Annotated in this window: 17 protein-coding genes and 1 pseudogene; 13 read left to right on the plus strand and 5 right to left on the minus strand. The window is 66.6% G+C overall.

Annotation, left to right across the window (positions count from 1 at the left end; all coding sequences use genetic code 11):
* Positions 1 to 555 precede the first annotated feature (555 nt).
* Positions 556 to 1,338: pseudogene (locus DQ353_RS22245) on the plus strand (MFS transporter); the annotation flags it as partial.
* Between the two features lie 677 nt (positions 1,339 to 2,015).
* On the opposite strand, the gene DQ353_RS21990 reads toward DQ353_RS22245, so the two are convergent.
* The gene (locus tag DQ353_RS21990) at positions 2,016 to 2,912 is read right to left on the minus strand and encodes a LysR family transcriptional regulator (protein ID WP_113762540.1); all 897 of its coding nucleotides are present in this window, start codon (positions 2,910 to 2,912) and stop codon (positions 2,016 to 2,018) included.
* Between the two features lie 185 nt (positions 2,913 to 3,097).
* Here DQ353_RS21990 and DQ353_RS09655 point away from each other — a divergent pair, with 185 nt between their 5' ends.
* The 12 genes from DQ353_RS09655 to DQ353_RS09710 all read left to right on the plus strand — a co-directional run bounded on the left by DQ353_RS09655 (position 3,098) and on the right by DQ353_RS09710 (position 17,271).
* Positions 3,098 to 4,414 carry an MFS transporter gene (locus DQ353_RS09655; protein ID WP_113762541.1) on the plus strand — a complete coding sequence of 439 codons (1,317 nt, stop codon included), beginning with the start codon at positions 3,098 to 3,100 and terminating at the stop codon, positions 4,412 to 4,414.
* 60 nt (positions 4,415 to 4,474) lie between these two features.
* Complete coding sequence (locus tag DQ353_RS09660) at positions 4,475 to 6,166, plus strand: acyl-CoA dehydrogenase family protein (protein WP_113762542.1); 1,692 nt, start codon at positions 4,475 to 4,477, stop codon at positions 6,164 to 6,166.
* Between the two features lie 22 nt (positions 6,167 to 6,188).
* The gene (locus DQ353_RS09665; RefSeq protein ID WP_113762543.1) at positions 6,189 to 7,364 is read left to right on the plus strand and encodes a CaiB/BaiF CoA transferase family protein; all 1,176 of its coding nucleotides are present in this window, start codon (positions 6,189 to 6,191) and stop codon (positions 7,362 to 7,364) included.
* 42 nt (positions 7,365 to 7,406) lie between these two features.
* Positions 7,407 to 8,597: an acyl-CoA dehydrogenase family protein gene (locus tag DQ353_RS09670; protein ID WP_113762544.1), complete on the plus strand. Its 1,191-nt coding sequence runs from the start codon at positions 7,407 to 7,409 to the stop codon at positions 8,595 to 8,597.
* Positions 8,598 to 8,619: 22 nt separating this feature from the next.
* Positions 8,620 to 9,396, plus strand: coding sequence for an enoyl-CoA hydratase/isomerase family protein (locus DQ353_RS09675; protein WP_113762579.1), 777 nt, complete (start codon positions 8,620 to 8,622; stop codon positions 9,394 to 9,396).
* A 36-nt stretch (positions 9,397 to 9,432) separates the two neighbouring features.
* A complete protein-coding gene (locus DQ353_RS09680) occupies positions 9,433 to 10,308 on the plus strand; it encodes a 3-hydroxyacyl-CoA dehydrogenase family protein (RefSeq protein WP_113762545.1) in 876 nt (291 codons plus the stop codon).
* 67 nt (positions 10,309 to 10,375) lie between these two features.
* Positions 10,376 to 11,587, plus strand: a complete 1,212-nt coding sequence (locus DQ353_RS09685; RefSeq protein ID WP_113762546.1) for a thiolase family protein — start codon at positions 10,376 to 10,378, stop codon at positions 11,585 to 11,587.
* A 333-nt stretch (positions 11,588 to 11,920) separates the two neighbouring features.
* On the plus strand, positions 11,921 to 12,697 hold the full coding sequence (locus DQ353_RS09690; RefSeq protein WP_113762547.1) for a DeoR/GlpR family DNA-binding transcription regulator: 777 nt from the start codon (positions 11,921 to 11,923) through the stop codon (positions 12,695 to 12,697).
* Positions 12,694 to 13,674 carry a 1-phosphofructokinase family hexose kinase gene (locus DQ353_RS09695; RefSeq protein ID WP_113762548.1) on the plus strand — a complete coding sequence of 327 codons (981 nt, stop codon included), beginning with the start codon at positions 12,694 to 12,696 and terminating at the stop codon, positions 13,672 to 13,674. Before DQ353_RS09690 ends, DQ353_RS09695 begins: the two co-directional genes overlap by 4 nt.
* A complete protein-coding gene (locus DQ353_RS09700; protein WP_113762549.1) occupies positions 13,671 to 15,737 on the plus strand; it encodes a PTS fructose transporter subunit IIABC in 2,067 nt (688 codons plus the stop codon). The genes DQ353_RS09695 and DQ353_RS09700 overlap by 4 nt, the downstream gene beginning before the upstream one ends.
* A gap of 49 nt (positions 15,738 to 15,786) precedes the next feature.
* A complete protein-coding gene (locus DQ353_RS09705; RefSeq protein ID WP_113762550.1) occupies positions 15,787 to 16,062 on the plus strand; it encodes an HPr family phosphocarrier protein in 276 nt (91 codons plus the stop codon).
* A 366-nt stretch (positions 16,063 to 16,428) separates the two neighbouring features.
* Positions 16,429 to 17,271: a DUF1684 domain-containing protein gene (locus DQ353_RS09710; RefSeq protein ID WP_113762551.1), complete on the plus strand. Its 843-nt coding sequence runs from the start codon at positions 16,429 to 16,431 to the stop codon at positions 17,269 to 17,271.
* An 81-nt stretch (positions 17,272 to 17,352) separates the two neighbouring features.
* Here DQ353_RS09710 and DQ353_RS09715 read toward each other — a convergent pair whose 3' ends face one another.
* The 4 genes from DQ353_RS09715 to DQ353_RS09730 form a co-directional block, all read right to left on the minus strand.
* Positions 17,353 to 18,741: an MFS transporter gene (locus tag DQ353_RS09715; RefSeq protein ID WP_113762552.1), complete on the minus strand. Its 1,389-nt coding sequence runs from the start codon at positions 18,739 to 18,741 to the stop codon at positions 17,353 to 17,355.
* A complete protein-coding gene (locus DQ353_RS09720; protein ID WP_113762553.1) occupies positions 18,734 to 19,174 on the minus strand; it encodes a MarR family winged helix-turn-helix transcriptional regulator in 441 nt (146 codons plus the stop codon). The genes DQ353_RS09715 and DQ353_RS09720 overlap by 8 nt, the downstream gene beginning before the upstream one ends.
* A 215-nt stretch (positions 19,175 to 19,389) precedes the next feature.
* Positions 19,390 to 24,615, minus strand: a complete 5,226-nt coding sequence (locus tag DQ353_RS09725; protein ID WP_113762554.1) for a DUF4011 domain-containing protein — start codon at positions 24,613 to 24,615, stop codon at positions 19,390 to 19,392.
* Positions 24,546 to 25,712, minus strand: coding sequence for a hypothetical protein (locus DQ353_RS09730; RefSeq protein WP_146755230.1), 1,167 nt, complete (start codon positions 25,710 to 25,712; stop codon positions 24,546 to 24,548). The genes DQ353_RS09725 and DQ353_RS09730 overlap by 70 nt, the downstream gene beginning before the upstream one ends.
* Positions 25,713 to 26,057 lie beyond the last annotated feature (345 nt).

The following is a 26,057-nucleotide window of genomic DNA, read 5'->3' on the forward strand; positions in this document are numbered from 1 at the left end:
CAATCGTAAACAAGGTGCTGGCTCCGGGCCACGAATGAGTTCCACTGCCGAGCCAAGGCCCAAACCTGTTAAGTTTCCGCTGGCTAGAACCTTGGATTCGGATCCAGATATCAAAGCCTACATCGGCAAATGTGACGCGAGATACGATCGGGCCGCGCCCGGTGCCCGCCGGGGAAACGATCACGCCCAGGCTGATCGCACCGGCAACGAAGCATCTGCCAGGTCCCATCCGAGCGCCCCTGGGCCTGGATACCCCAGCCTCACGCCGGGCCGTTCAAGCTGGCGGATGGGCCGACCGCGGCAGGGTTGGGCCATGTGCAGCTGTTCCGCTGCAGGCCCACCGCGCAAGTCCTCGACGACCATTGGGAAACTCGCCGAATCACCCAAGCGTCTCCCCGCTTGATTCCATATGCGCCGCCGACCAGTCACTTTGCTATTATTTGAAATTTTGCATTAATGGGTACCAAATGTTGTCTTGGACTATAAAGATCAAGACTGAAATAGTGGTACCCGACACAGGGGCGAGTGAGTCCCATCACCCCACGGAGGAACAGCATGAGCATCAGGAATGCATCAACGTCGGAAGCGCCGACGTTGACCGGAATCAGCCCGGCACAGGCACGCAAGGCCGGATATGCGGCCTTCGTGGGCACCACGATCGAGTGGTTTGATTTCTTCATCTATGGCACGGCCTCGGCCCTGGTGCTCGGCAAGCTGTTCTTCCCTGATGTTTCTCCGGCAGTCGGGACCTTGGCCGCCTTCGCGACCTTCGCCGTCGGATTCATCGCCCGTCCGCTGGGAGGCATCGTCTTCGGGCACTTCGGTGACAAGTTCGGCCGCAAGAACACCGTCATCACCACCCTGCTGCTTATGGGGGCCGCAACCGTCGGCGTTGGCCTGCTGCCGACCTACGCACAGATCGGTGTCGCGGCGCCGATCCTGCTGGTTCTGTTGCGCGTGATCCAGGGCGTGGCCATGGGTGGTGAATGGGGCGGTGCGGTGCTCATCGCCACCGAGTTCGCGCCCCCGAAGAAAAAGATCCTTTACGGTGCCTTCGCCCAGCAGGGTGCGCCCGTGGGTAACCTGCTGGCCACCTTGGCCTTCCTGGGCCTGACGTTCCTGAGCAACGAGGCCTTCAGCTCCTGGGGCTGGCGCCTGCCGTTCCTGGCCTCCGCGGTCCTCATCTTCATCGGTCTCTACATCCGCCTGCACATCACCGAAACCCCGGAGATGGTCAAGGCCATCGAGTCGAAGTCCCAGAAGCGCGTTCCATTGGTCGAGATCTTGCGCGACCACTCGGGAGTCGTTCTCCTGGCCTGCGGCGCCGTCGTCGCGGGTGTGGCACTGACCTACGTGAAGACCACCTTTGCGCTCTCCTGGGCCACCAAGGACCTTGGTTTCACCCGCACCGAGTTCCTTCAGGTGATCACCGTTGCCTTGATTGCCCAGATCGTGATCCAGCCCTTTGGTGCCATCCTCGCTACGAAGATCGACATGCGCAAGGCGATCCTGTGGGTACTGCTGCCGGAAATCGTGCTGCTGCCGTTCATGTTCGTCATGATCAAGACCGGCAGCATTGGACTCGCCATGGTCGGCATGGTCTTGGCAACGGTGCCGACATGCATGTATTACTCGATGTTGGCAGGATTCCTGGCCCAGCTCTTCCCGGCGCACATTCGCTACACGGGAATCTCCCTGGCCTACCAGCTCTCCACCGCGGTCTTCGCCGGGACCGCTCCGTTCATGAGCCAGATGCTCCTGAACATCAACGGTTCGATTTGGCCGGTGGTCTGCCTGGCCATCGGATACATCGTGCTCTCGTTCGTTTGCATGATGGTGCTGCTCAGCGGCAAGGCCTGGAAGACCCGCGACGGCCAACCCGTCGCAGCCTTAGCCTCGATAGCTCGAATCCGCCCCCGACCACCGATTGAAATCGGGCGGTCGGGGGCGGATTCGTCTTGGGCAGGAAAGGTCATCGGGCGTGCTGCCGCCCGTGGTTGGGCAGCGGTCCCGGATCAGTCGGCAGCGGTCTGCGGGAAGGCGTTCTTTGCCAGCGCCACCACCGTGCGCAGGGCCAGCGAAGGATTGGAGTCCCGCCAAGCCAACGCGACGGGCAGCGAGATGTCCGATTCAATGAGCGGACGGTAGGAGACGCCGTCTACCTGGATGTGGCTCGACGATCCGACCACGATTGCAACTCCGACATCGGCTCCCACCAGTGCCAGCAGGCTGTACGGGTCGGGAGCCTCCTGGGCGACGTGCGGCACGAAGCCGGCGGCCGTGCACAGCGAGAGCATGGCATCCCGGACCCGGGACCCGTGCGAGGCCGGATATGCAATGAACCGCTGGTCCCGCAGTTGTCCGACGCTGATCTCTTCCTGGCCGGCCAGCTGGTGGTCGCTGGGAAGGGCAAGCATGAGGGTCTCGTTGCGCGCCAGGAGCGTGGTGATCCCCACGGGTGCCACGGAACTGATCACGCCCAGGTCGATTTCCCCGTCGCGGAGCATCGTCAGGGCCTCGCCCGAGTACATCTGCGGCTGGAGATCCAGGCTGATGCCGGGATGCTCGCGCGAAACCTCCCGGGCAAGGATACCCATGATCGCGTATCCGGTGGTTCCGGCGAAGCCGACCTTGACGCTGCCGATCTCGCCCTGCTGCGCGGAGCGGGCAATCCGCCTGACTCCGTCCACGTGGACGTTGATGACTTTGGCGGGTTCCAGCAGGGCCTCGCCCGATGGGGTGAGCCGGACCTTGCGGGTGGTGCGCTCGAACAACTCGGTTCCCAGCTCCCGCTCGAGCAGGCGGATAACCCGGCTGAGGGCGGGCTGGGCCATGTGCAGCTTTTCCGCGGCCCGCCCGAAGTGCAGTTCCTCGGCCACGGCAAGGAATGCCTCGAATTGCCGAAACTCCATGTCCCGCACTCCCCTCGATACGCCACCGACCAGCAACGATGTGATTGATCTAAATTCTACATCAATCAGTGGTGAATATTGTCTTGGACACTAAAGATCAATCCTGAAAGAGTGGTAGCCAACACAGGGGCGAGTGAAACCCCTCACCCCCACGGAGGAACAGTATGAGCATAAGGAACGCATCAATGTCCGACGCACAAACGGTGGCCGGCATCGATCCGAAGCAGGGCCGCAAGGCAGGCATTGCCGCCTTCGTCGGCACCACCATCGAGTGGTTCGACTTCTACATCTACGGCACAGCCTCGGCGCTGGTGCTCGGCAAGCTCTTCTTCCCCGAGGCATCCCCGGCCATCGGCACGCTGGCCGCCTTCGCGACCTTTGCCGTCGGCTTCCTGGCCCGCCCGCTGGGCGGCATCATCTTCGGGCACTTCGGCGACAAGTTCGGCCGCAAGAACACCGTCATCACCACGCTGCTGCTCATGGGCGCCGCAACCGTCGGTGTAGGCCTGCTGCCGACCTACGCGCAGATCGGTGTCGCCGCCCCGATCCTGCTGATCCTGCTGCGCGTGATCCAGGGTGTGGCCATGGGTGGTGAATGGGGAGGCGCGGTGCTCATCGCCACCGAATTCGCACCGCCAAAGAAGAAGATTCTCTACGGCGCGTTCGCCCAGCAGGGCTCCCCCGTGGGCAACCTGCTGGCCACACTGGCTTTCCTGGGCCTGACGTTCCTGAGCAACGAGGCGTTCAACTCCTGGGGCTGGCGCCTGCCGTTCTTGGCCTCGGCCGTGCTGATCATCATCGGCCTTTACATTCGCCTGCACATCACCGAGACCCCGGAGATGGTCAAGGCCGTCGAATCCAAGACCCGGAAGCGCGTGCCGCTGGCCGAACTGATGAAGGACCACTGGCGCGTGGTGCTGCTGGGCGTCGGCGCCGTCGTCGCCGGCGTGGCCATCACCTACGTGAAGACCACCTTCGCCCTGTCCTGGGCCACCAAGGACCTGGGCTTCGGCCGCACCGAGTTCCTGCAGATCATCACCGTCGCACTCATTGCCCAGGTCGTCATCCAGCCCTTCGGCGCCATCCTGGCCTCGAGGATCGATGTGAAGAAGGCGGTGCTGTGGATGCTCCTGCCGGAGATCGTGCTGCTGCCGCTGATGTTCTTCATGATCCAGACCGGCAATTTCGCCCTGGCGATGATTGGCATGGTGCTGGCCACCGCACCGCATGCCATGTACTACTCGGCCCTGGCCGGGGTGCTGGCCCAGCTCTTCCCCACGCACATCCGCTACACCGGGATCTCCGTGGCCTACCAGCTCTCGACCGCAGTCTTCGCCGGCACCGCACCGTTCGTCTCCCAGGCGTTGCTCACCTCCACCGGCTCGATCTGGCCCGTGGTGTTGCTGGCCTTGGGCTATGTGGTGCTGTCGATCATCTGCATGAGCGTCTTGCTGCGCGGCAAGGCCTGGACCAACCGCGAAGTCGACGCCGTCACCAGCTAGCTGCGCTCCGGCCCCACCCCCGCACTTCTCCCGACAAATCTGGAAAGACACGTGAAAACGATGAATTTTGCCACCAGCGACCCGGCCCTGCTGCCCCTGATCGAACGCTACCTCGGCCCCGAGGACCGCGAGAAGCTCGTTCCCGTGCTGACCGAACTCGGCCGCGATGTCGCCGAACGCCTGGCCCCGCTGGCCGACATCGCCGACAAGAACAAGCCGACCCTGGAGCACTTCGACCGCGACGGCAAGCGCGTGGACAAGATCACCTACCACCCAAGCTACATCGAGCTCTCCCAAGCCGCCTACGAGACCTACGGCCTCTCGGCGCTCTCGCACCGCGGCATCCACGGCTGGGAGAACACTCCCCCGCACCTGGCCAAGTACGCCATGAGCTACGTCTTCGTGCAGGCCGAGTTCGGCCTGGCCTGCCCGGTCTCGATGACCGACGCCGCGGCCCGGACGCTGCGCAAGTTCGGCGACCCCGAGCTCTTCGCCCCCTACATCGAAGGGTTGGTCTCCACCGACGCGGACACCCGCTTCACCGGCGGCATGTTCATGACCGAGACCCAGGCCGGCACCGACATCGCGATGACCGAAACCCAGGCGGTTCGCGACGGGGACGCCTGGCGCCTGAGTGGCAAGAAGTGGTTCACTTCCAACCCGGACGCCGACGTGGTGCTGACTTTGGCCAAGTACCCGGGCGGTGATGACACCACCCGCGGCGTTGGCCTGTTCATGCTGCCCAAGGTGCTGCCGGACGGCACCCGCAACTCGTACGTGATCGACCGGCTCAAGGACAAGCTCGGCACCCGCTCGATGCCCTCGGGCGAGATCACCCTGGATGGCGCCTACGCGCTGCAGGTCGGGGTACTGGATCGCGGCTTCAAGCAGATGGCCGAGATGATCAACACCTCGCGCCTGTCCAACGCCATGCGCGCCGCGGCACTGATGCGCCGCGCCGTCCACGAATCCGTGGAGCATGCCCGCGGCCGCGTCGTCTTCGGCAAGCCGCTGATGGACCAGCCGCTGATGCGCAATACCATCCTGCCGCTCGCCCTGGAAACCGAAGCCGCCCTCGGGCTGATCTTCCACTCCGGCGACATGCTGCAGAAGGCCGACGCCGGGGACGAGAACGCCAAGGCGCTGATTCGCGTGCTGACCCCGATAGCCAAGCACTATGTCTGCAAGAAGGCCCGCTGGGTCACCGGCGAGGCCATGGAAATCCGCGGCGGCAACGGCTACATCGAAGACTGGCCCAATTCCCGCCTGCTGCGCGACTCGCACCTGGGCTCCATCTGGGAGGGTTCCTCCAACGTGATCGCGCTGGATGTGCTGCGCTGCATGTTGCAGTACGGCGCGCACCGGGTCATCACCGACTCGATGCTCGAAAAGCTCGCATCCCTGGAAGCCACCGACGCCGCACCCGGTGCCGCGCAGCTCACCGAGCTCTGGAATGAACTGCGCACCCGCGGCGATGCGCTGCTGGAAGGCGAGAACAGCGACGCCCAGGCGCTGATCGGGCACTACACCAACGCCCTGGCCCAGGGCATCATGGCCACCCTGCTGCTCGAACAGGGCATCCACGAGTCGACCTCCGCCACCGGCTACCGCAAGCTGCTGGTCGCCAATTCCTACCTCGATTCGATCGTCAACGGCCACACCGGCACGCTGCCGGTCGCCCTTCAATGGCTCGACGAGCTCGTCGACGGCGCCGCGGTGCCGCGCGAGGCCGCCCTCAAGGTCTTCAAGTAAGCACCGGAAAAGACTGATACCCATGGACAAGCACACCGCCGCCACCGGCCCGCTGGCCGGCCTCAAGGTCGTCGACCTCTCCAAGATCCTGGCCGGCCCGTACGCCACCATGTCCCTCGCGGACCTGGGCGCGGACGTCACCAAGGTCGAGCACCCGCAGGGCGGGGACCCCACCCGCTCCTGGGGCCCGCCGGTTGCGGGCACCGATGCCACCTACTACCTGGCCATCAACCGCGGCAAGAAGTCGGTCACCATCGACCTCAAGTCCACAGAAGGCCAGGAAATCGTGCACCGCATGCTCGAGGAAGCAGACGTGCTGGTGGAGAACTTCCGGCCGGGCTCCGGCCTGCAGCGCATCTTCGACTACAAGGTGCTCTCCGAGCGCTACCCCAAGCTGGTCATCTTGCACATCTCCGCGTTCGGCGACCACGGTCCACTGCGCGACGAGCCGGGCTACGACATGATTGCCCAGGCCGCCGGCGGGCTGATGTCGCTGACCGGCGAACCGGGCGGAGCACCCCTAAAGGCCGGCTTCGCCATGGGCGACCTCGGTGCCTCGCTCTTCGGGATCATCGGCCTGCTTGCCGCACTGGTGGAGCGTTCGCGGACGGGGCTGGGCCAGTACGTGACCACCTCGCTGTACGAATGCCAGCTTGCGCTGCACGTGAACTGGGCGACCAACTACTTTGACGATGGCGTCACCCCGGGCCCGCTGGGCTCCGGGCACCCGAACCTGGTTCCGTACCAGGCGTACCAGGCGCAGGACGACTACTTCGTCATTGCCGTGGGCAACGACGCGATGTGGCAAAAGCTCTGCGTGGCGATCGATCGCCCGGATCTGGGCGCGGATGCGGGCCTGGCCACCAACAACGGCCGGCTGGCCAACCGCGAGCGGCTCAACATCGAGCTCGGGAGGTCGTTGAAGGCCAAGACCGCAACCCAGTGGTGCGAGTTGTTCGCCGTAACAGGTGTCCCTGCCTCGCCGATCCGTTCGCTGGACGAGGTCTATGCCCACCCGCACACCGCGGCCCTGGACATGGTCCAGGTTGCGGACCACCCGGTCATCGGGGACCTCAAGCAGGTAGCCTTCCCGGTGAACTTCCGCGGCCAACGCCCACAGGTGCACACCGCTCCCCCCATGCTGGGTGCCGACAACGACACCGTGCTTCCGGCCTACTCCCCGCAGCCCACGGCCTAAGCGCCACCCCAAAGATTCCAGTTCCAGGAAAGAGACACCACCATGAACACCCTCGCCATCGAACGCGACCCGGCCCTGGCCAACTCCGACGTATTGAACCTCGACGCGCTGTTCAGCGCCGAGGAGCTCGCCTTCCGCGACACCGTGCGCGGATTCGTCAACGAACGCATCAAGCCGAACATCAAGGATTGGTACGAGGCTGCCCACTTCCCCGTCGAGATTGTCAAGGAAATGGGTGGGCTCGGCCTGCTGGGCATGCACCTGTTGGGCTACGGCTGCCCGGGCCGCTCCTCGGTCGAGTACGGCATCGCCGCCATGGAGCTGGAGGCCGGGGACTCGGGCCTGCGCACCTTCGTCTCGGTCCAGGGTTCGCTGGCGATGACCGCCATCCACAAGTGGGGCTCGGAGGAGCAGAAGAACACCTACCTGCCGTCGATGGCCAAGGGCGAGATCATCGGCTGCTTCGGGCTGACCGAACCGACCGCCGGCTCGGACCCGTCCTCGATGCAGACCCGCGCGGTGCGCACCGAGACCGGCTGGGTGCTCAACGGCGCCAAGCGCTGGATCGGCCTGGCCTCCATTGCCCAGGTGGCAGTGATCTGGGCGGCCACCGATCAGGGCGTGCGCGGCTTCCTGGTTCCCACCGACACCGCCGGCTTCACCGCCACCCCGATCGAGCCGAAGCTCTCGATGCGTGCCTCGATCCAGTGCGACATCACCTTCGAGGACGTCGTGCTTCCGGAAACCGCGCTCCTGCCGGGGGCCACGTCCCTGCGCGGGCCGTTCTCCTGCCTGAACGAGGCCCGCTACGGCATCATCTGGGGAGCCATGGGCGCGGCACGCGACTCCTACGAGGTCGCGCTGAAGTACTCGCTCGAGCGGATGCAGTTCGACAAGCCGCTGGCCGCCTACCAGCTGACCCAGCTCAAGCTGGTCAACATGCTGCTGGAAATCCAGAAGGGCACCCTGCTGGCCATCCACACCGGCCGCATGAAGGACGCCGGCACCCTGCAGCCGGTGCAGATCTCGGTCGGCAAGCTGAACAACTGCCGCGAGGCCATCAAGATCGCCCGCGAGGCCCGCACCATCCTGGGCGGCAACGGCATCACCCTTGACTACTCGCCGCTGCGCCACGGGAACAACCTGGAATCGGTGCGCACCTATGAGGGCACCGACGAGGTCCACACCCTGATCCTGGGCAACCACATCACCGGCCAGCCGGCCTTCCGCTAAAGAGAGACCCCCAGTGAAGACCATGGCCTTTGAGACGATCCTCGTTGAGGTAACGGGCATCCTCGGCATCATCACCATCAACCGGCCCGAGGCCCGCAATGCCCTGAACCCCGCGGTGGTGCGCGAACTGCGAATCGCCCTGGAGGAGATTGCGGAGCACGGGCAGGTACGGGCCGTGGTCTTCACCGGTGCCGGGGAAAAGGTCTTCGTCGCCGGCTCCGACATCACCGCGCTGGCCACCTACACGGCCGTCGACGGGCTGAACGCGAAGATGCAGCGCTTCTTCGATTTCCTCGAGGACTACGAACTGCCCACCATCGCCGCGATCAACGGGTTCGCCCTGGGTGGCGGCAACGAGCTGGCCATGGCCTGCGACATCCGCATCGCCGCGGACACCGCACGCTTCGGGCTGCCGGAAACCAACCTCGGGATCATCCCGGGGGCCGGCGGCACCCAGCGCCTGTCCCGGTTGGTCGGCAAGGGGCGTGCCGTGGAACTGATCCTCACCGGGAGGATCTTCGACGCCGACGAGGCCCTGCGCATCGGATTGGTCACCGAGGTCGTCCCGGCCGCGGATCTGCTGGATGCGGCGCGCGCCACTGCCGGGCAGATCATGGCCAAGGGCCCGCTGGCCATCCGGCTGGCCAAGCTCGTGATCAAGAACGGCGCCGAGACCGACCAGCGCACCGGGCTGCTGCTCGAGCGCCTGGCCCAGTCGCTGCTGTACACCAGCAACGACAAGGCCGAGGGCCTGAACGCCTTCCTGGAAAAACGCCCCGCCAGCTTCACCGGCTCCTAACCCCACGCCCACGCACAACCTTCAAGGACAACACTTATGCAGATCAACAACATCCTGGTCATTGGATCCGGTGCCATGGGCTCGCAGATCGGCATGCTTGCGGCTTTGGCCGGCTACCACACCACCATCCAGGACATTGCCGAGGAATCGCTGGCCGCTGCCCGCGCCCAGCTGTTCTCCCGCATGGACAACTCCGTGGCCAAGGGCCGGCTTTCCCGCACCGAAGCCGACGCGGCTCTGGCCCGCCTGCACATCACCACCTCGCTTCAGGACGGCGCGGCCAACGCCGACTACGTCATCGAGGCCGCCACCGAGAAGCTGGGGATCAAGCGGGCCATCTTCGCCGCCCTGGACCTCGCGGCCCCGCCCCACGCCATCCTGGCCACGAACTCCTCCACGTTGGGCTCCTCCAAGGTCGCCGCGGCCACCTCCCGCCCGTCCAAGGTGTGCAACATGCACTTCTTCAACCCGGCACTGGTCATGAAGTGCGTCGAGGTCGTCCGCCACGAGGACACCAGCCAGGAAACCATCGACACCACCATGGAACTGGCACGCTCCCTGGGCAAGTCCCCGGTGCTGGTCAATCGCGAGATTCCCGGGTTCGTGGCCAACCGCCTGATGGGTGCGCTGCGCGACGAGGCGCTGGCCCTGCAGGAGGCCGGCATCGCCAGCATCGCGGACATCGACACCACCGCCAAGACCGCGCTGGGCCACCCGATGGGCCCGTTCGAGCTCATGGACCTGGTGGGCCTGGATGTCAGCTACCTGATCCGCATGGCCACCTTCGAGGAGACCGGGGATGCGTCCGACCTGCCGCACCCCGATGTGAAGGCGCTCTACGAGGCCGGGCGCTTCGGCAAGAAGACCGGATCGGGCTGGTACGACTACGACGATTCCGGCACCAAGAAGTAGTCCCCCTCCTTCCCGGAACCACCGGCCGGGACCCACACGCACGACACCGAAGCAAAGGAAAAACACCATGGCTGAGGCATTCCTCATTGGCGGGGCCCGCACCCCGGTCGGCCGCTACGGCGGTGCGCTCTCCTCGGTGCGCCCCGACGACCTGGCCGCCATCGCCATCAAGGCTGCGATCGAGCGCGCCGGCATCGACCCGGACACGGTGGACGAGGTCATCTTCGGCAACGCCAACGGAGCCGGCGAGGAAAACCGGAACGTCGCACGCATGGGCTGGCTGCTGGCCGGCTACGGCGATAGCGTCCCGGGCATCACGGTGAACCGCCTTTGTGCCTCGGGGCTGAGCGCCATCATCATGGCCAGCCACATGATCAAGGCCGGCGCCGCGGACATCGTCGTCGCCGGCGGCGTCGAGTCCATGAGTCGGGCGCCCTGGGTGCAGGAAAAGCCGGCCAAGGCCTTCTCCACGCCCGGCGAAATCTTTGACACCTCCATCGGCTGGCGCTTCGCCAACGACCGCTTCACCACAGGGGACCTGTCCCGGGGTGGCAAGATGACCTACTCCATGCCGCAGACCGCAGAGGAAGTCGCCGAGGTCTACGGAATCAGCCGGCAGGACGCCGACGCGTTCGCCGTTTCGTCCCACGAGCGCGCGCTCGCGGCCATGGCAGCAGGCCGGCTCACCGAGGAGATCGTGCCGGTGAGAATCCGCGGGCGCAAGGGCGAGACAGTGGTGGACACCGACGAGGGTCCACGTGCCGGGACCACCGCCGAGGTGCTCGCCGGGCTGCGTCCCATCATCAAGCCCGGCGGCGTTGTCACCGCCGGGAACTCCAGCACGCTGAACGACGGTTCCTCCGCCATCGTGATCGCCTCCGAGGCCGCCATCAAGAAGTACGGGCTCACCGCGCGCGCCCGCATCGTCGATGGCGCCTCGGCCGGAACGGCCCCGGAGACCATGGGCATGGGCCCTGTTCCCTCGACCCTGAAGGTGCTGGACCGTGCCGGTTGGGGCATCGGGGACCTGGGCGCGGTCGAGCTCAACGAGGCCTTTGCCTCTCAATCCCTGGCGGTCATGCGGGAGCTGAAGCTTGATGCGGGCATCGTCAACAGCGACGGCGGCGCCATTGCTCTGGGCCACCCGCTGGGCTCGAGCGGTTCACGCCTGGTGGTGACCCTGCTGGGCAGGATGGAGCGTGAGGACGCGGCACGCGGCTTGGCCACCATGTGCGTCGGCGTGGGCCAGGGAACCTCGATGCTCATCGAGCGGGGCTAGGGATCGATTGGTTCGGCGATGGCCGTGCACCTGCAATTGTGCAGGTGCACGGCCATCGTGTTTTCAGCGGTCGGGTTGGTCTTCCTTGGTGTGGATGACATACGGCCACCAAGACCAAACGCGAACGGCGCCAGGGGACAAACATCAGGCTCGTGGGCGATCAATCCGCAGGTCATCGTCGCAACCCTACCGCCGGGAATTCCCACGGTTCCCCAACGAACGTCAGCTAAACGCAAATCCTCCGCGCAAACCACTTGACGTTGCCACACAAACGGGCATAAAGTCATTCAAACACAGATTCATGTGTGGCACATCACTGGATGCGAGGAAGCCATGTTCGCCGAAGAGCGGCACCGACTGATCACTGAGATGATCGCCGGCAACGGGAAGGTCACCGTCGCCGAACTCTCGGCACGTTTCGAGATCACCCGCGAAACCGTCCGCCGCGATCTGGCACAGCTCGAGTCCGAGGGCACGCTGCGCCGCGTCCACGGCGGGGCCGTGGCCACCCAGGCGGCGAGCACCCGGGAGGAAAGCCACAGCGAACGGACCACCATCCATTCCGAGGCCAAGGCACGCATCGCCCAGGCAGCCCACCTGCTCCTTCCGGCCGAGGGCGTCTCGGTCATGCTCGATGCCGGAACCACCACCGAGATCCTGGCCGGGCTGATCGCCCGGAACTCGTTCAACACCCCCTCGCTGGTCATCACCCACGCACTGCCGATCGCGCAGCGCCTGGCCGGAAACCCGCGGATCCCGCTGGAACTCATCGGCGGCCGGGTGCGCGGGCTGACCAGCGCCGCCACCGGTGCCGGAACCGTCGAGCAGTTCTCCCGTCTCAGCGCCGATGTGGCCTTCATCGGCACCAACGCCCTGCACTCCGGCTTCGGCCTGAGCACCCCCGACCCCATGGAGGCCACGGTCAAGACCGCCATGGTCGCCAGCGCCCAGCGCGTGATCGTGCTGGCCGACTCCTCCAAATTCGAAAGGCTCACCCTCGTGCAATTCGCGAAACTCGACGCCATTGACACCCTGGTCACCGAGGCCGCCCCCGTCGGCGAGCTGGCCGCGGCCCTCGAGGCCGCCGACGTGGAGGTGGTCCTGGCATGATCGTCACCCTGACCATGAACCCCGCCCTGGACAAGACCATCGAGCTGGGCGCCGCACTGGCCCACGGAGACGTGCAGCGTTCGCGCGGCTCCCACATCCAGGCCGCGGGCAAGGGCGTGAACGTCTCGCGCGCCATCGCCCAGGCCGGGGTCAAGACCCTGGCGGTGCTTCCCGGCGCCGGCACCGATCCGCTGCTGCGCCAGCTGATCCTTGATGACGTCGACCACCGCTCGGTGCACATCGACCACCTGCTGCGCACCAACATCACCATCACCGACCCCGACGGCACCACCACCAAGATCAACGAACAGGGCCCGGTGCTCAACTCCGCGGTGCTCGAGGAACTGGTGCGCGTGGTCGTGGAGGTTTCGCGGACCGCGACCTGGCTCGTGCTGGCCGGATCGCTGCCCCCGGGCGTGGAACCGGGCTTCTACGCGGACCTGGTGGCCACGGTCCGGACTGCCCTGGGCGATGCGGCACCGAAAATCGCGGTTGACACCTCCGAGGCCCCGCTGCGTGCGCTCTTCGCCGACGGCGTGGACACGCTGCCGGACTTGATCAAGCCCAACGCCGAGGAACTGGCCGAACTCACCGGCCAGGGCACGGGCCCGGGCTTCGAGGACTCCCCCACCGCCACCGCCGCCGCGGCCCAGGCACTGGTCGACCGCGGGGTCGGCGCCGTGCTGGCAACCCTGGGTGCCGGGGGCGCGGTGCTGGTCACCGCAGAGGGTGCCTGGACCGCCAGCCACGCGCCCATCGTCCCGCGTTCCACCGTCGGCGCGGGGGACTCGGCCCTGGCCGGGTACCTGCTGGCCGATGTCGCCGGATACGCCCCGGCCCACTGCCTGTCCCGTGCCGTGGCCTACGGGTCCGCGGCCGCAGCCCTTCCCGGCTCCGCCATCCCCACCCCCAACCAGCTGGCTCCCGACGCCGTCACCGTCGCCGAGCTGTCCAAAACCCCAAGGACGACGTCATGATCGAACTCATCAACCGGGCCCTTGTCAGCCTGGATGCAGATCTCGGCACCACCACCGACACGGTGATCGAACACCTGGCGGCCCTGGTCGCGACCCAGGGTCGGGCCACCGATGCCACGGCCCTGGCCGCCGACGCCAAGGCCCGCGAGGCCAAGACCGCCACCGGCGTGCCCGGCGGCATCGCGATCCCGCACTGCCGTTCGGCAGCGGTGCTCGAGCCCACCCTGGCCATGGCCCGGCTGGCCCCGGCCGTGGACTTCGGCGCCAAGGACGGCCCGGCGGACCTGGTGTTCTTCATCGCCGCACCCGAGGGTGCCGATACGGCCCACCTGAAGCTGCTCTCCAAGCTCGCCCGCGCACTGGTCAAGAAGTCCTTCACCGCCGCCCTGCGCGCCGCCGCCAGCGAGGACGAGATCGTGGAGCTGGTTTCCGCGGTGCTCTCCGACGACCCGGCGGCCGCCGCCGCGGCCGTTGCGGCAACGGAAAACCCGGCACCGGCCGCGGCGGAAACCTCGACCGCGGAGCGCAAGCCGAGGATCGTCGCCGTCACCGCCTGCCCCACCGGCATCGCCCACACCTACATGGCCGCCGACTCCCTGGCCCAGACCGCCGAGGAACTGGGCGTCGAGTTCGCCGTCGAGACCCAGGGCTCCTCGGGCTCCACACCGCTGCCCAAGTCCGTCATCGACGCGGCCGACGCCGTGATCTTCGCCGTGGACGTGGATGTGCGCGACCGTTCCCGCTTCGCCGGCAAGCCGCTGATCCAGGTCCCGGTCAAGCGCGGCATCGACGAACCGGCCAAGCTCATCAACGACGCCATCGCCGCCTCCAAGGACCCTCACTCCCGCCGCGTCCCGGCCGGCACGGGCACCGAGGAAACGAGCGAATCCACGGGCAAGGAATCCTTCGGCCGCGGGCTCAAGCGCGCGCTGCTGACCGGGGTTTCCTACATGATCCCGTTCGTCGCCGGCGGCGGGCTGCTCATGGCCCTGGGCTTCCTGCTCGGCGGCTACGCGATCACCACCGTCGCCGACGACGTGCTGGGCGCCAACACCCTCTTCAACCTGCCCGGCGCCGACATCGTGAACCAGATCGATGCCCAATTCGGCCCGCTCGGTGTCTACCTGGGTGCCGTGGCGTTCAAGGTCGGCAACCTGTCGATGGCCTTCCTGGTCCCTGCGCTGGCCGGCTACATCGCCTACGCCTACGCGGATCGGCCGGGCATCGCCCCGGGTTTCACCGCCGGTGCCGTTGCCGGGTTCATGGGCGCCGGCTTCCTCGGCGGCATCGTCGGCGGCGTGCTCGCCGGCCTGGCCGCCCGCTGGATCGGCTCGTGGAAGGTCCCGCGCTTCATGCGCGGGCTCATGCCGGTGGTCATCGTGCCGTTGTTGGCCTCGATCATCGCCTCCGGGTTGATGTTCCTGATATTGGGCGGGCCGATCGCCAAGCTCACCGTGGCACTGAACGGCTGGCTCTCGGGCATGACCGGCACCGCCGCCATCACCCTGGGACTGATCCTGGGACTGATGATGGCCGTGGACCTGGGTGGCCCGGTCAACAAGGTCGCCTACTCCTTCGCGGTGGCCGGACTGGGTGCCGGATCGATCGCGGCGAACCCCGCCCCGCTGATGATCATGGCGGCGGTCATGGCAGCCGGCATGGTGCCCCCGCTGGCCATGGCCCTGGCCACCGTCATCTCACCGAGGCTGTTCACCGGTGCCGAGCGCGAGAACGGCAAGGCCGCCTGGCTGCTGGGGGCATCGTTCATCTCCGAGGGCGCCATCCCGTTCGCCGCCTCCGATCCGCTGCGTGTGATTCCGGCCTCCATGGTCGGCGGCGGCATCACCGGGGCCATGATCATGGGCTTCCACGTCGTTTCCCAGGCCCCGCACGGCGGCATCTTCGTCTTCTTCGCGATGAACAACACCTGGCCGATGTTCCTGGTCGCAACCCTGGTGGGAACCGTGGTCTCGGCCGTCCTGGTGATCGTGCTCAAGAAATTCGTCCGCAAGCCCGTCGCGCAGGTCGTGGCCGTCGCCGAACCGGTCAAGGTCGCCGCGTAGGCGGCTCCACGCAACCTGCCAAACACACCCCAACCCCAAGGAGCTCCCCATGGCAGAACGCATTGCCACCATCGCCAGCCGCGTCGGCCTGCACGCCCGCCCGGCAGCCATCTTCGCCGAGGCCGCCGGCAACGAGGACCTCGAGGTCACCATCGCCCGCGAGGGCGAGCCGGCCGAGGACGCACTCGACGCCGCCAGCATCCTGTCGCTGATGGGTCTGGGCGCCGCACACGGCACCAAGGTCGTCCTGCGCGCCGAGGGCGACGGGGCAGAGTCCGTGCTCGAGGCCCTGGCCGCGATCCTGGAAACGGACCACGACGCCTAAGGTTCGTTGCTCCGTTTTATCCTCGGAATCCCCGGTCGGGCTTCATTTCGAAGCCCCACCGGGGATTCGGCTTCCAGGGACGAAACCTGCCCGAGCCTATCGACATGTGTCGACACCTGGCGGTTTTCCGAGGCAACAATCGGGTCCTCCGGGCTGTCCGGGCCCGCCTCGTGCCGGCAATTGTGTCCTTGGGTAAAGTCCCGTGACTCCCGGTGTCCAGGTGCTCGATCCCGGCCAACCTGGGTGCGTACATTGGCGGCATGCGCCACCGGCAGTGGTGGCCACAGCCCATGCACGCCCAGGCCTCCCACCAGCCCGCCCTTGAAAGCGGGTACGGTTCGAGGCGGAAACGAGGAACCCGCCCCCATGCCGCAATCAACGCTTGCTCCCGTCAGGTCCGACGAACGCGAGAGGTCCGATTTCGCCGCGGATTGGCGCAGCTGGCACCAGCACCGCCTGCAGTCGCTGTCGGCACCCAACGGGCTCCTTGCCGCCACCGCCCTGCACTGGGTCACCGGCGAAGCCACCCGCTTCGAGGGGCTTCCCGGACAGTGGTGGGTCCACGACGACTGGCTCTATGTGGAACTTGGGGCCTCCGAAAGCCTGCTCTTCAACGGCACCCTGGTCACCGGGGTGCAGAAGCTGGGGAGCATCGCCGAACGTGAGGGATTCAATCTGGGCCACGGCGAAAGAATCCTTGAGGCGGCCAAGCGCGGCGGCAGGTACATCCTGCGCCCGCGGCACCCGCAGAACCCGCTGCTGCAGGACTTCAGCGGCGTCCCCGCCTACGCCCCGGATGCGCGCTGGCGCGTGGGCGGCACCTTCCGTCGCTTTGCCGAACCCCGCCCGACCCGGGTCGGCGCGGCGGTCGAGGGCATCGAGCACACCTACCGGTCCCCCGGCGAGGTCGTCTTCGAACTCAACGGCTCCACCCACGTCCTGACCGCCTTCAACGGGCACCCCGACGGATCACTGGACGTGTTGTTCACCGACGCCACCTCGGGCAAGACCACCTATGCCGCCAGCCGCTCGCTGCATCTCGAGGCGCCCGGCCCCGACGGCGGCGTTGTCCTGGACTTCAACCGGGCGGTGAACCTGCCCTGCGCCTTCACCGACCTGGCCACCTGCCCGCTGCCGCCGGCGGAGAACCGCCTGAAGATCGCCATTGAAGCCGGAGAGAAGATCCCCTGCGAACGCTCCGCCGGGTAGCGGCTCCCGGACAAGGCCGGCATCGCCGCACCCTCCTTCGGACTCGGTTGCCCGGTGCGCCTCCGAAACCCGGTGCCGTGGCTAGGTTGCGGAGCGGAATCGCGTGGCGACCCCGTTGACGATCAAGGCGAGGAACACCACCAGGCAGAGCACCGCACCGATCTCGAAGGTGAGGTCGATTCCGGCGGCGGTGGCGTGGTGGTCGGCCGAGGTGTTCGCCGCGATGACGGCACCGGAGATGGCAGTGCCGAAGGAGCTGCCGATGGTGCGCAGGACCTGGTTGAAACTCACCGAGCTGCCCAGTTCCTCGGTGGCCACGCTGCGGGCGATCAGCGCCGGCATGGCCGCATAGGCCGCGCCCATCCCCAACCCGAAGACCAGCATGCCCAGCAGGATTTCCCAGAGCCGGCCGTGCACCAGCCACAGCAGCGTTCCGGCGAGGGCCATCAACGCCGCCCCGATCGGCAACAGCGTCGCCAAGGAGAACTTGTGGCCCAACCGACGCACCAGGCGATTGGCCGCAAGGCTGCCCACGGACAAGGGGAACATCACGAAGCCTGCCCAGAAGACGGGCAGGGACAGGCCGTAGCCGGTGGATGCGGGAGCCTGGGCCACGAGGCTTGCCAGCGACAGGCCGATGTACAGCGCGGCGCCGAGCCCGACGGCCGTAAGGTTTGCCAGCAGCACCTCCCCGTTGCCGAGCACGCGCAGGTTGATCAGCGGATGGCCGCTGCGCAGCTCCGCACGGGTCCACAGGGACAGCAGCAGCACGGCGACCGCCAGGATGCCAATGGTCCAGGGCGAGCCCCAGCCCCAGCGGGGGCCTTCGCTGATCCCCAGCAGCAGGGTGCCAAGCCCGAAGGCCAGCAGCGTGGCGCCGGCGGAATCGAAGGGAATCGACGCGGCATGCTCATCGGGTCCGTTGGGAATGACCCGGATGACCACGACGATGGCGCTGAGCACGAACAGGGCGGCAAACCAAAAGGCCCATCTGAAACCGGTGAGCCCGGCGATGATTCCGGTCAGCGGGTAGCCAATGCCGATTCCGGTGGCCACCGTGACCGAGAGGCTGGAGATGGCTCCCTGGATCTTGGGGGTATCCACGTAACGGCGCGCCAGGGAGATTGTCACCGCGACGATTCCGTAGGTCAGCCCCTGGAGGGTGCGTCCGATCAGGAACACCGTGAAGTTCGGGGCCAGTGCGGCGATGATGGATCCGGCCAGGATGATCCCCAGGGATACCAGCAGGAGCTTCTTCTTGTGCGGGCCATCGCTGAGCCTGCCCATCACCGGTGTGGCAATGGCACCGGCCAGGAGGTTCAGCGTCAGCATCCATTGTGCGGTACTGACCGGTACCCCCATTTCCTGGGAAATCGAGGGCACCAGCAACATGCCCAAGGAGCTGACAATGGCCGTGGAAAGCGCCGCGTAGACCAACGCCGGCACCATGGGGGAACGCGTTTCAGCCATGCGGAGCCTCCAGGCCGATCTTTTCCAGGATCGGGACGGCTTCCCTGAGGATCCTGCGTTCGTCGTCGGTCAGCTGTTCGGTGATGGCCCGGCCAATCCAGCCCTCGCCGGCCCGTGCTTCTTCCTCCAGCTTCGACCGGCCGGCTTCGGCGAGAACGATCCAGGTCCTGCGGCGGTCGGTGGCATCCGGGACGCGTTCGATGAACGCCATTTCTTCGAGCTCACGCGCCGCCAGCGAGATGGCCTGGGGGCTGACCCGCACCGCCGCAGCCAGTTCCGTGCTGGTCGCACGCCCGTGCAGCGAGAGGTGATGCAGGATTCCCACCTTGCCCGGGGAGAGGGTGCGTTCGGCCCGCATCCTCCTCAACAAGGGGTGCAGAACCTCGAGGAATTCCCTGACGAAGCCGGTGTCCGGTATGTTTTCGGAAGTCATCGTTAAATCATACAACCAACTTGATCAAGTTACTTGAGTACTTTTCCTCACGCCTCCATCGGGACCGTCCGAACGATGCGCGACGGCACCACATTGGCGGTCCCGGAAACCATGAATCCCCGGACGCAGCAGCAGAGCACGCCACGGCTCCAAGACCGCAAGGCGCAGCCCAAGCGCCCTCGCTGCCGGCTCCATGCGGGGAGCCGGCAATCGCCCTACGCTGCCGGGCGAATCGTCCCGGCCACGGATTCCAGTCGCTGCTCACGCACCGCCAGCTCAAGCCCCTGCTGCAGGGCGGCTGATACCTTCTCGGTCAGGCGCCCGTACCCCAGGATCCCCATCGCCGAGCGCTTGAGCTCGTCGACACCGGGTTCCCCTCCCAGTGCCGCCTGGGCACACATCACGTTGGAGATCTCCCGGGGGCTGATTTCCTCGATGCCCAGGTCGTGTGCCGCGAAGCCGGTCCGGTAGTCGATCCACCGGGCGGGTTCCTGCCCGGCGGGCCAGATGAATCCGTCGGCGTCGGTGCCGTAGGACTTCTTGTCCAATGCAGCAAGCATCGACTTTTCCCGGGCCGCAGAAACCCTGCCCAATCCATGGGCGTTGATGGCCAGCCTGGCCAATCGCCGTTGTTGGATCGGCCCTTCCCTCTCCACGATCTCGGCCAGCAGCGCGGCTGCCTTCCGCTTGCCCGCGGTCCTTTTCAGCTCGTCGAGCTCTTCGACGGTCCCGACCTGGCGGGAACCCCAGGGCTTGAACGGCACGGACTTGCCCCGATAACCGCGCGGCCGCACTTTGACTTCCGTCTCCGACGCATTGTTTGCTGCCAAGGCCGGGTTTCCGGTTCTCCGATTATTCGAGGAAACCTTGCGTGGCGCCGTTTCCTTGGCCATCCGAGCCGTGGAAGCCTTTGCCAGTTCGGCATCGATGGACGCGAGGACGGCTTCGGAATCCTGGAGCCAGGCCGGCAGCCAGATCCGCACCACCGATTCCCAGCCCAACAGGTTCCGCAGGATCTCCTGCGGCAAACCGTCGCGGTCCCCCACGGTCTTGCGGGCCGCCCACGGTTCTCCATCGAGCAGGATCGCCATCAACGGCTCGTCCGGGCGCTCGGCGCTGGCAACCGTCGCATCGATCCTGAAATCCGAGAGCCCGACGTTGGTGGCCACCCGGTGTCCGCGTGTCCGCAGGGCCGCCGCGACCTGTTCGCGGTGCCGGTCACGCGCGATTGCGGCCAGCGAACCGTTGCCCAGGGCGTGGGTCCCCTCGGCGGCCAGGTCCAGGTAGGCGCGCAGGTGCTTGATGCCCAACGCCGAGGAGTCCTCGGCCCTCAGGTCGGTGGGGTCGAAGCTGGTGAACACCACGACCTGGCGCCGCGCGCGGGTCACCGCAACGTTCAACCTGCGTTCGCCACCGATGTTGTTCAGCGGCCCGAAGTTCAGCGGCAGCCGCCCGCGTTCGTTGGCGCTGAAGGCCGTGGAAAAGAGGATCACGTCCCGTTCGTCGCCCTGCACGTTTTCCAGGTTCTTCACGAACAATCCCTCGGCATCTGCATCCAACGCAGTGCCCAGGCGTTCGTCCGCGTCATCGCGCAGCAGGGACTCGACCAGGTCTCGTTGCGGGGCGTTGAACGTGACCACTCCGATGGACGGGATGGCTTCCGGTGAGGCATCGAAGCGCGCCTTGACCTCCGCGACGATGTGCCCGGCCTCCACCGGGTTGGTGCGCAGGATGCCGGCGGCGCCCGTGCGGTGGAACGTGCCCTGGACCCGGCGAAGGGAAATGCCGTAGCCGTCGATTCCCGTGAGTGCGGCCCCGTTGCGCGGGGACGGGAAGGATGAGAGCTTGCCGGCGTAATAGTGCTTGTTGCTGAAGGCGATCAGGGATTCGTCCTGGCTGCGGTAGTGCCAGGAAAGCCAGCGGCGGTGAACCCGGGCCATGACTGCCTCGGACAGGATCGATTCCTCGTCGGTGACCAGCAGCTCGGATTCCTCATCGTCCTGCTGGTCGATGGACACCTCGGCGAAGGAACTGGGCGGCATCTGCTTGGAATCCCCCACGATGACCGCTGACTTGGCCCGGCCCAGGGTGCCGATGGCATCGGCAACGCGGATCTGCGAGGCCTCGTCGAAGACCACGATGTCGAATTCACCGGCCCGCGGCGGGAAGAACCGGGCGGCGGAGTCGGGGCTCACCAGCACGCACGGCAGGATAGCGGTGATCAAATCGCCATAGGAGTCCATGAGGCGGCGCACGCTCAGCCCTCCCCGGCGTCGCTCGAGTTGCCGGGCCAGCTCCCCCATGCGGCTCTCGGCCTTCTTCAACCTTTGGGCACGTTGCCTGGTGATCTGCTCGGGCAGGGACTTGCCCAGGTGCTTGCGCAGGGCGGTGGACGAGGTGGTGAATCGTTGGATCGTGCGTGCCTGGTTCTCGGTGTTGAAGGCATCGAATCCGTTGGCCGAGAGTCTTTCGGCCAGGGCCGACTCGGCGGTTCCGCGCATGAATCCACGCAACGCGTCCGCTGCAGGGAAGGCCCCGGTGGCCAGTTGGTCCCAGGCAGCATCGAGTCCGTGGGACTTGAGTGGTTCAAGGTTTTCGACGAACGCGTTCCAGCGTTCCAGGTCCCGCCGGGTCTGGTTCCCGGCGCCGCGCTGATCGACGGAGCGGCCAAATCTGCCCAGGAATCCCGGTGCGTCGGTCCAGGCCGACGGCGTGTGGGCCTTGCTTGGGACCGAATCGCGCAATGCTTGCCAGGCCGCGGCGATCTCGCGCAATTCCCCGGCAGCCGCCGACGGCAGCGGAGCAGTCCTGCCCAGCACCTCGCGCAGCAAGGCCACATACCGGTCATCCGTGCCCGAGGCCCCGACTTCGGAGAGCAGACCGGCCAGGTGCACGAGTTTCTCGCGCTGCCCGGCCGCCGAGGCGATGTCGCCGTCAACGAAGGGGTTCCAATGGGCGCCCGGCTCCAGGCCCGGCAGCTCCCCGAAGCCTCCCACGAGTTTTGCGCACCGGGCGCGCGCCTCGATCAATGACTCGATGATGGAAACAAGGTTCTTGGCGTCGTCGTCGGTGCCCGCCCACTGCGGGCCGAAGTGTTCGGCGATGACCCTCAGCCGGCGCTTCTTGCGGCCCAGGCCAAGGAAGCCGAATCCATTGGCCTCGGTGGCCGCTGCATGGACCGGGAAAAGGTCATTTTCCAACACAATGGGTGCGACAATATTTGGCAGCCAATCCATGGTTTGTGCCAGTTCCACGGCGTCGGCCAGCAACGCGGCGGAGCGCTCCTGCCACGCGGAGGTGGCGGCCGCATCGAGCACCGGCAACGGAACTGCGCCGGTCAGCAGCTCGGCCAGGTGTTCCACGTCTTCCGGGTGTCCGGCCCCGTCAACCAGGGCGGCAACGCCGTCGTCGTTTCGTGTGTTGTTTGCCCCGGCCAGGGTTCGTTCCAAGGTGCCTGCGGATTCCAGCAGGGCGGCTTGTTGTTCATCGGTGAGTGGGCCGCCAATGAATCCCCAGGGGTGTTCGGGCCGCGGGTTGGCCGCCTGGGCGGTGTCGGGCAGCCGGAGCAGCGCCTCGCGCACCGCAGCATCCTCGGCCGCCCCGGCCTGCGCGGCAAAGGCCTCGGGGATCGGCAGGGCTTCGATGTCGGGGTCCATGGACAGCGCCACGTTGTGTGCCCCGTAGGCGGAGTAGCCGGCAGGGTTCGCCTCGTGCAGGTCGTGGGCGTAGCCGGCAAGCCGGCGGACCGAGGTTTCCAGGTCGCCGGTGGCCAGCTTCATCCCGGCCGTATCGGCGAAGACCAGGTGGTCGAGGGACGCCTTGATCTGCGCCCTCACCGCGTTCGGGGAAGATCCCTTGTCGTGCAGGTCCAGGGCGAATTCCCCCAGCCCCACCTCGTTCAGGCGCTTGGCCACCACCTCCAGCGCGGCCCGCTTCTCCGCCACGAAGAGCACCCGATGCCCGTTGGCCATGGCGTGGGCCAGCAAGTTGGTGATGGTTTGGGATTTGCCGGTGCCCGGAGGGCCCTCGAGCACGAAGGTGCGCCCGGCGGCGGCGACGGCTTCGAGCTGGGATGCGTCGGCGGGTACCGGGCAGGCGGCGGCCAGGCGGTCCAGGTCAATGGCTGGTTCGGTCCCGGCGGCGCCGGCCGGGTCGATGAATTCACTGGTCGGGGTTTGCACCAGGTGGCGCACCAGCGGGGCGTCCATGAAGGTTTCCCAGTTCTCATCCAGGTCCCGCCACATGCGGAATTTCGCGAATTGCAGGATCGCCAGGTCCACGGTTCCCTCCACGTGGAAGGGAAGCTCGGCCCGCACCAGCGCCTCGCGCAGGGCGGTGAGCGCCGCGGCAAGGTCGATTCCCGATTCGTCGCGCACCGGGTCCTCGAACCCGGGGATGCGCAGTCCGAATTGCTCGTGCAGCTTCTCACTCAAGCAATAGTTGGGGGTGGACGTGCCGGTCTCGTCGATTTCGATGCGGTAATGCTTCCCGCGTCCGGCCGGCAACAGGCGCACGGGAACCAGGAACAAGGGAGAGCGCAGGGCCCGCCCGTCCAGGGACCAGTTCAACGAGCCCACGGCCAGGTAGAGGTTGTTGGCGCCATTCTCTTCGACGATTCGTTTGGCCTCACTGGCCATCCGCCGAAGCCGGGTCAGATAGCGGTCCGCGTCCAGCCTGGTGTAGACCTTCCCGCGGGAGAGCAGCAGTTCGATGCGGCGCTCGATGGGCAGCACCGGGCCCGAGGTGTAGCGCTGGGCATCCAGTGCGGAAATCTCGTCGGCGGGCAGCAATTCGAAGGCCCGCCCGTTGTTGACCAGGTCCTCGAAACCGTCCACCACGGATTCGGGCACGGCCAACGGCAAGCGTGCCCGTTCGGTGAAGTTCAGCAGGCGGTTGCGCAGGGACAGATCCAGCAGCCCGTTTTTCCAGGCGGTGATGCGCGGCGGCGCCGGCTTGCCCGCGGAGACCGGGACCGAGCGCTGGCGCTCGGATTTTTCCTTGAAGAATCGTGCCAGCGTGTCCGGGGCCGCCGCCTTGTACTCGATGACGACGGGCCTGCCGCTGTCCGAAAGCCCGCGGGCAGGCAGCGGGGTGATCCCGCTGCGCCTCGAGGCACGGATGTCTATGGCAAACACCAGGTGTTCGGCGGCGGCTGCACCCTGGGCGTACTCGCGCATGGTTGCGGCGGAGGACACTGCGAGGGAGGAGCGCCGGTCGGTGGTGATGGCGGTGCTCTCAATGATGCGCAGGTGGCCCGCCGCCACCAGGTTTGCCAATGCCCCGGCTCCCTCGATATCCAGGCTGCTGCTTGGCAAGGCCCCGTCCGGTGTGCGCCAATAGGCCAGGAATGCATGGTCCTTGGCCAGCCAGATCACCGAGTTGATGCCCACGGCTTCCAGCAGCGCGGAGAGAAGCAGCGTGGTTTCCAGTGAGGAGCCCACACGCTCGGTGAGGACCTCGTGGGCACCGCGGAGGTATTGCCCGCCCAGGTCGGCCAGGTCCCAGTTCGCCGGCGGGCACCGAGGCGGATGCCGCGGGTGCCGAGTACCTCGAAGATGGACTCGACGGACGCATCGACCCGCTCGGTTCCCCCGAGTCCTCCGTCGGGGTTCACGGTGCCGGTGCGTGCCCGGAATACGTCGCCGGCCTCGGAAAGCAGCTCGGTGAGCAACGGGTGTTGCGGTTGCACGAACGCCGCCAGCAGCTCGGCGTTGGCCTGGGTTCCGGCACCGGGCCAGTGGCTCGCCGGCAGCACGTCGATGGGGCTCGATTGCTCGGCAACCAGCTTCCCGTTCTCGGCCACCCGAACGACCAGCATGCCCGGGCGCCTCGAATCGATCAGGGCAAAGGCCGCGGGATCCAGCACCACGTCCAGGTCATGGAGGGTGCTCACGCCGACAGGAAGTTCCAGGCGGCGATCGGCCACGGCGGAGACCGGTAGGTTCCCGCTCATCACCACGGCGGTCACCAGGACCGAACGGGATTGGCCTGCACGGTTCTCCAGCACCACCCGCTCGAGGATGCGGGCATGGGCGTGTGCCGTGGCGTAGTTGACCGATTTGCCGTGTGCAATCTCGACCGAAATGGATCCGCGGCTTGGCCCTCGACCGGAAGCCGGTGGCTGGTCGCCCGTAGCCGAGGCTTGGAGCAGTTCCGCCACTTGCTCGGCCGAGTAGTCGAGGTTCAGCCCGGCCAGAAAATTCTTGCTGGTTTCCATGGCCCGCTGCATGTCTGCCGCCGTGAAGGCGGTGCCGTTCACCCAACCCTGGTGGGTTTCCAGGAGCCTATTCGCCTGCTGGCGTTGCTCTTCCGACAGTCCGTGCTCTTCGGTGGCGGAGCACAGCTGGCGCAATTGCGCGGCAAGATCAACACCGCCCGTGGATACGCCGGGATTTCCCAAGGCGTGGTCGAGTTGCCCCACCAACCCCGTCCAGCCTGCGGCCGCGGTTCGCACCGCGCGCTTCTCGGCCATGAACGTCGCAAGTGCACCGGAGACGATTTCCAGTGCGGTTCCCACATAGTCACCGTGAATTGCCACGTGCGCATTCCCCTTTTCGCGCGCAAGCCCCGTCGACCGCGGGGCAACTTATTCGCTCCTAAGAACCTATCCCACGAGTCGACAGCCCAGCCTCACACCTGAAGACTGGATACTATCCCGGCCATGTCACAGCCGATTCCGCCGGAATCAGGTCCGGTCATGTCGCGTGTGACGGGTTTGTGGTTCAAAGGGTGTTGGACCACTCCGGTCGTCAGGACCTTCCAGAGCACCTTCGGCTTTCTCGATCGCAATTGGACGAGCATGGCTCCCTAGGCCAGGCCCTGCCGGATTTGAGATCCCGATTCACGACCGTTCGGTCGGGAGAGACAAAGGAGTCACTGTGAC

Source organism: Arthrobacter sp. AQ5-05, from assembly GCF_003287975.1.
GTDB lineage: Bacteria > Actinomycetota > Actinomycetes > Actinomycetales > Micrococcaceae > Paeniglutamicibacter.

Excerpts from the sequence above, each read along its gene's own strand:
- DQ353_RS21990 (WP_113762540.1), bottom strand. The coding sequence starts at position 2,912 with ATGGAGTTTCGGCAATTCGAGGCATTCCTTGCCGTGGCCGAGGAACTG.
- DQ353_RS09655 (WP_113762541.1), top strand. The coding sequence starts at position 3,098 with ATGTCCGACGCACAAACGGTGGCCGGCATCGATCCGAAGCAGGGCCGC.
- DQ353_RS09660 (WP_113762542.1), top strand. The coding sequence starts at position 4,475 with ATGAATTTTGCCACCAGCGACCCGGCCCTGCTGCCCCTGATCGAACGC.
- DQ353_RS09665 (WP_113762543.1), top strand. The coding sequence starts at position 6,189 with ATGGACAAGCACACCGCCGCCACCGGCCCGCTGGCCGGCCTCAAGGTC.
- DQ353_RS09670 (WP_113762544.1), top strand. The coding sequence starts at position 7,407 with ATGAACACCCTCGCCATCGAACGCGACCCGGCCCTGGCCAACTCCGAC.
- DQ353_RS09675 (WP_113762579.1), top strand. The coding sequence starts at position 8,620 with ATGGCCTTTGAGACGATCCTCGTTGAGGTAACGGGCATCCTCGGCATC.
- DQ353_RS09680 (WP_113762545.1), top strand. The coding sequence starts at position 9,433 with ATGCAGATCAACAACATCCTGGTCATTGGATCCGGTGCCATGGGCTCG.
- DQ353_RS09685 (WP_113762546.1), top strand. The coding sequence starts at position 10,376 with ATGGCTGAGGCATTCCTCATTGGCGGGGCCCGCACCCCGGTCGGCCGC.
- DQ353_RS09690 (WP_113762547.1), top strand. The coding sequence starts at position 11,921 with ATGTTCGCCGAAGAGCGGCACCGACTGATCACTGAGATGATCGCCGGC.
- DQ353_RS09695 (WP_113762548.1), top strand. The coding sequence starts at position 12,694 with ATGATCGTCACCCTGACCATGAACCCCGCCCTGGACAAGACCATCGAG.
- DQ353_RS09700 (WP_113762549.1), top strand. The coding sequence starts at position 13,671 with ATGATCGAACTCATCAACCGGGCCCTTGTCAGCCTGGATGCAGATCTC.
- DQ353_RS09705 (WP_113762550.1), top strand. The coding sequence starts at position 15,787 with ATGGCAGAACGCATTGCCACCATCGCCAGCCGCGTCGGCCTGCACGCC.
- DQ353_RS09710 (WP_113762551.1), top strand. The coding sequence starts at position 16,429 with ATGCCGCAATCAACGCTTGCTCCCGTCAGGTCCGACGAACGCGAGAGG.
- DQ353_RS09715 (WP_113762552.1), bottom strand. The coding sequence starts at position 18,741 with ATGGCTGAAACGCGTTCCCCCATGGTGCCGGCGTTGGTCTACGCGGCG.
- DQ353_RS09720 (WP_113762553.1), bottom strand. The coding sequence starts at position 19,174 with ATGACTTCCGAAAACATACCGGACACCGGCTTCGTCAGGGAATTCCTC.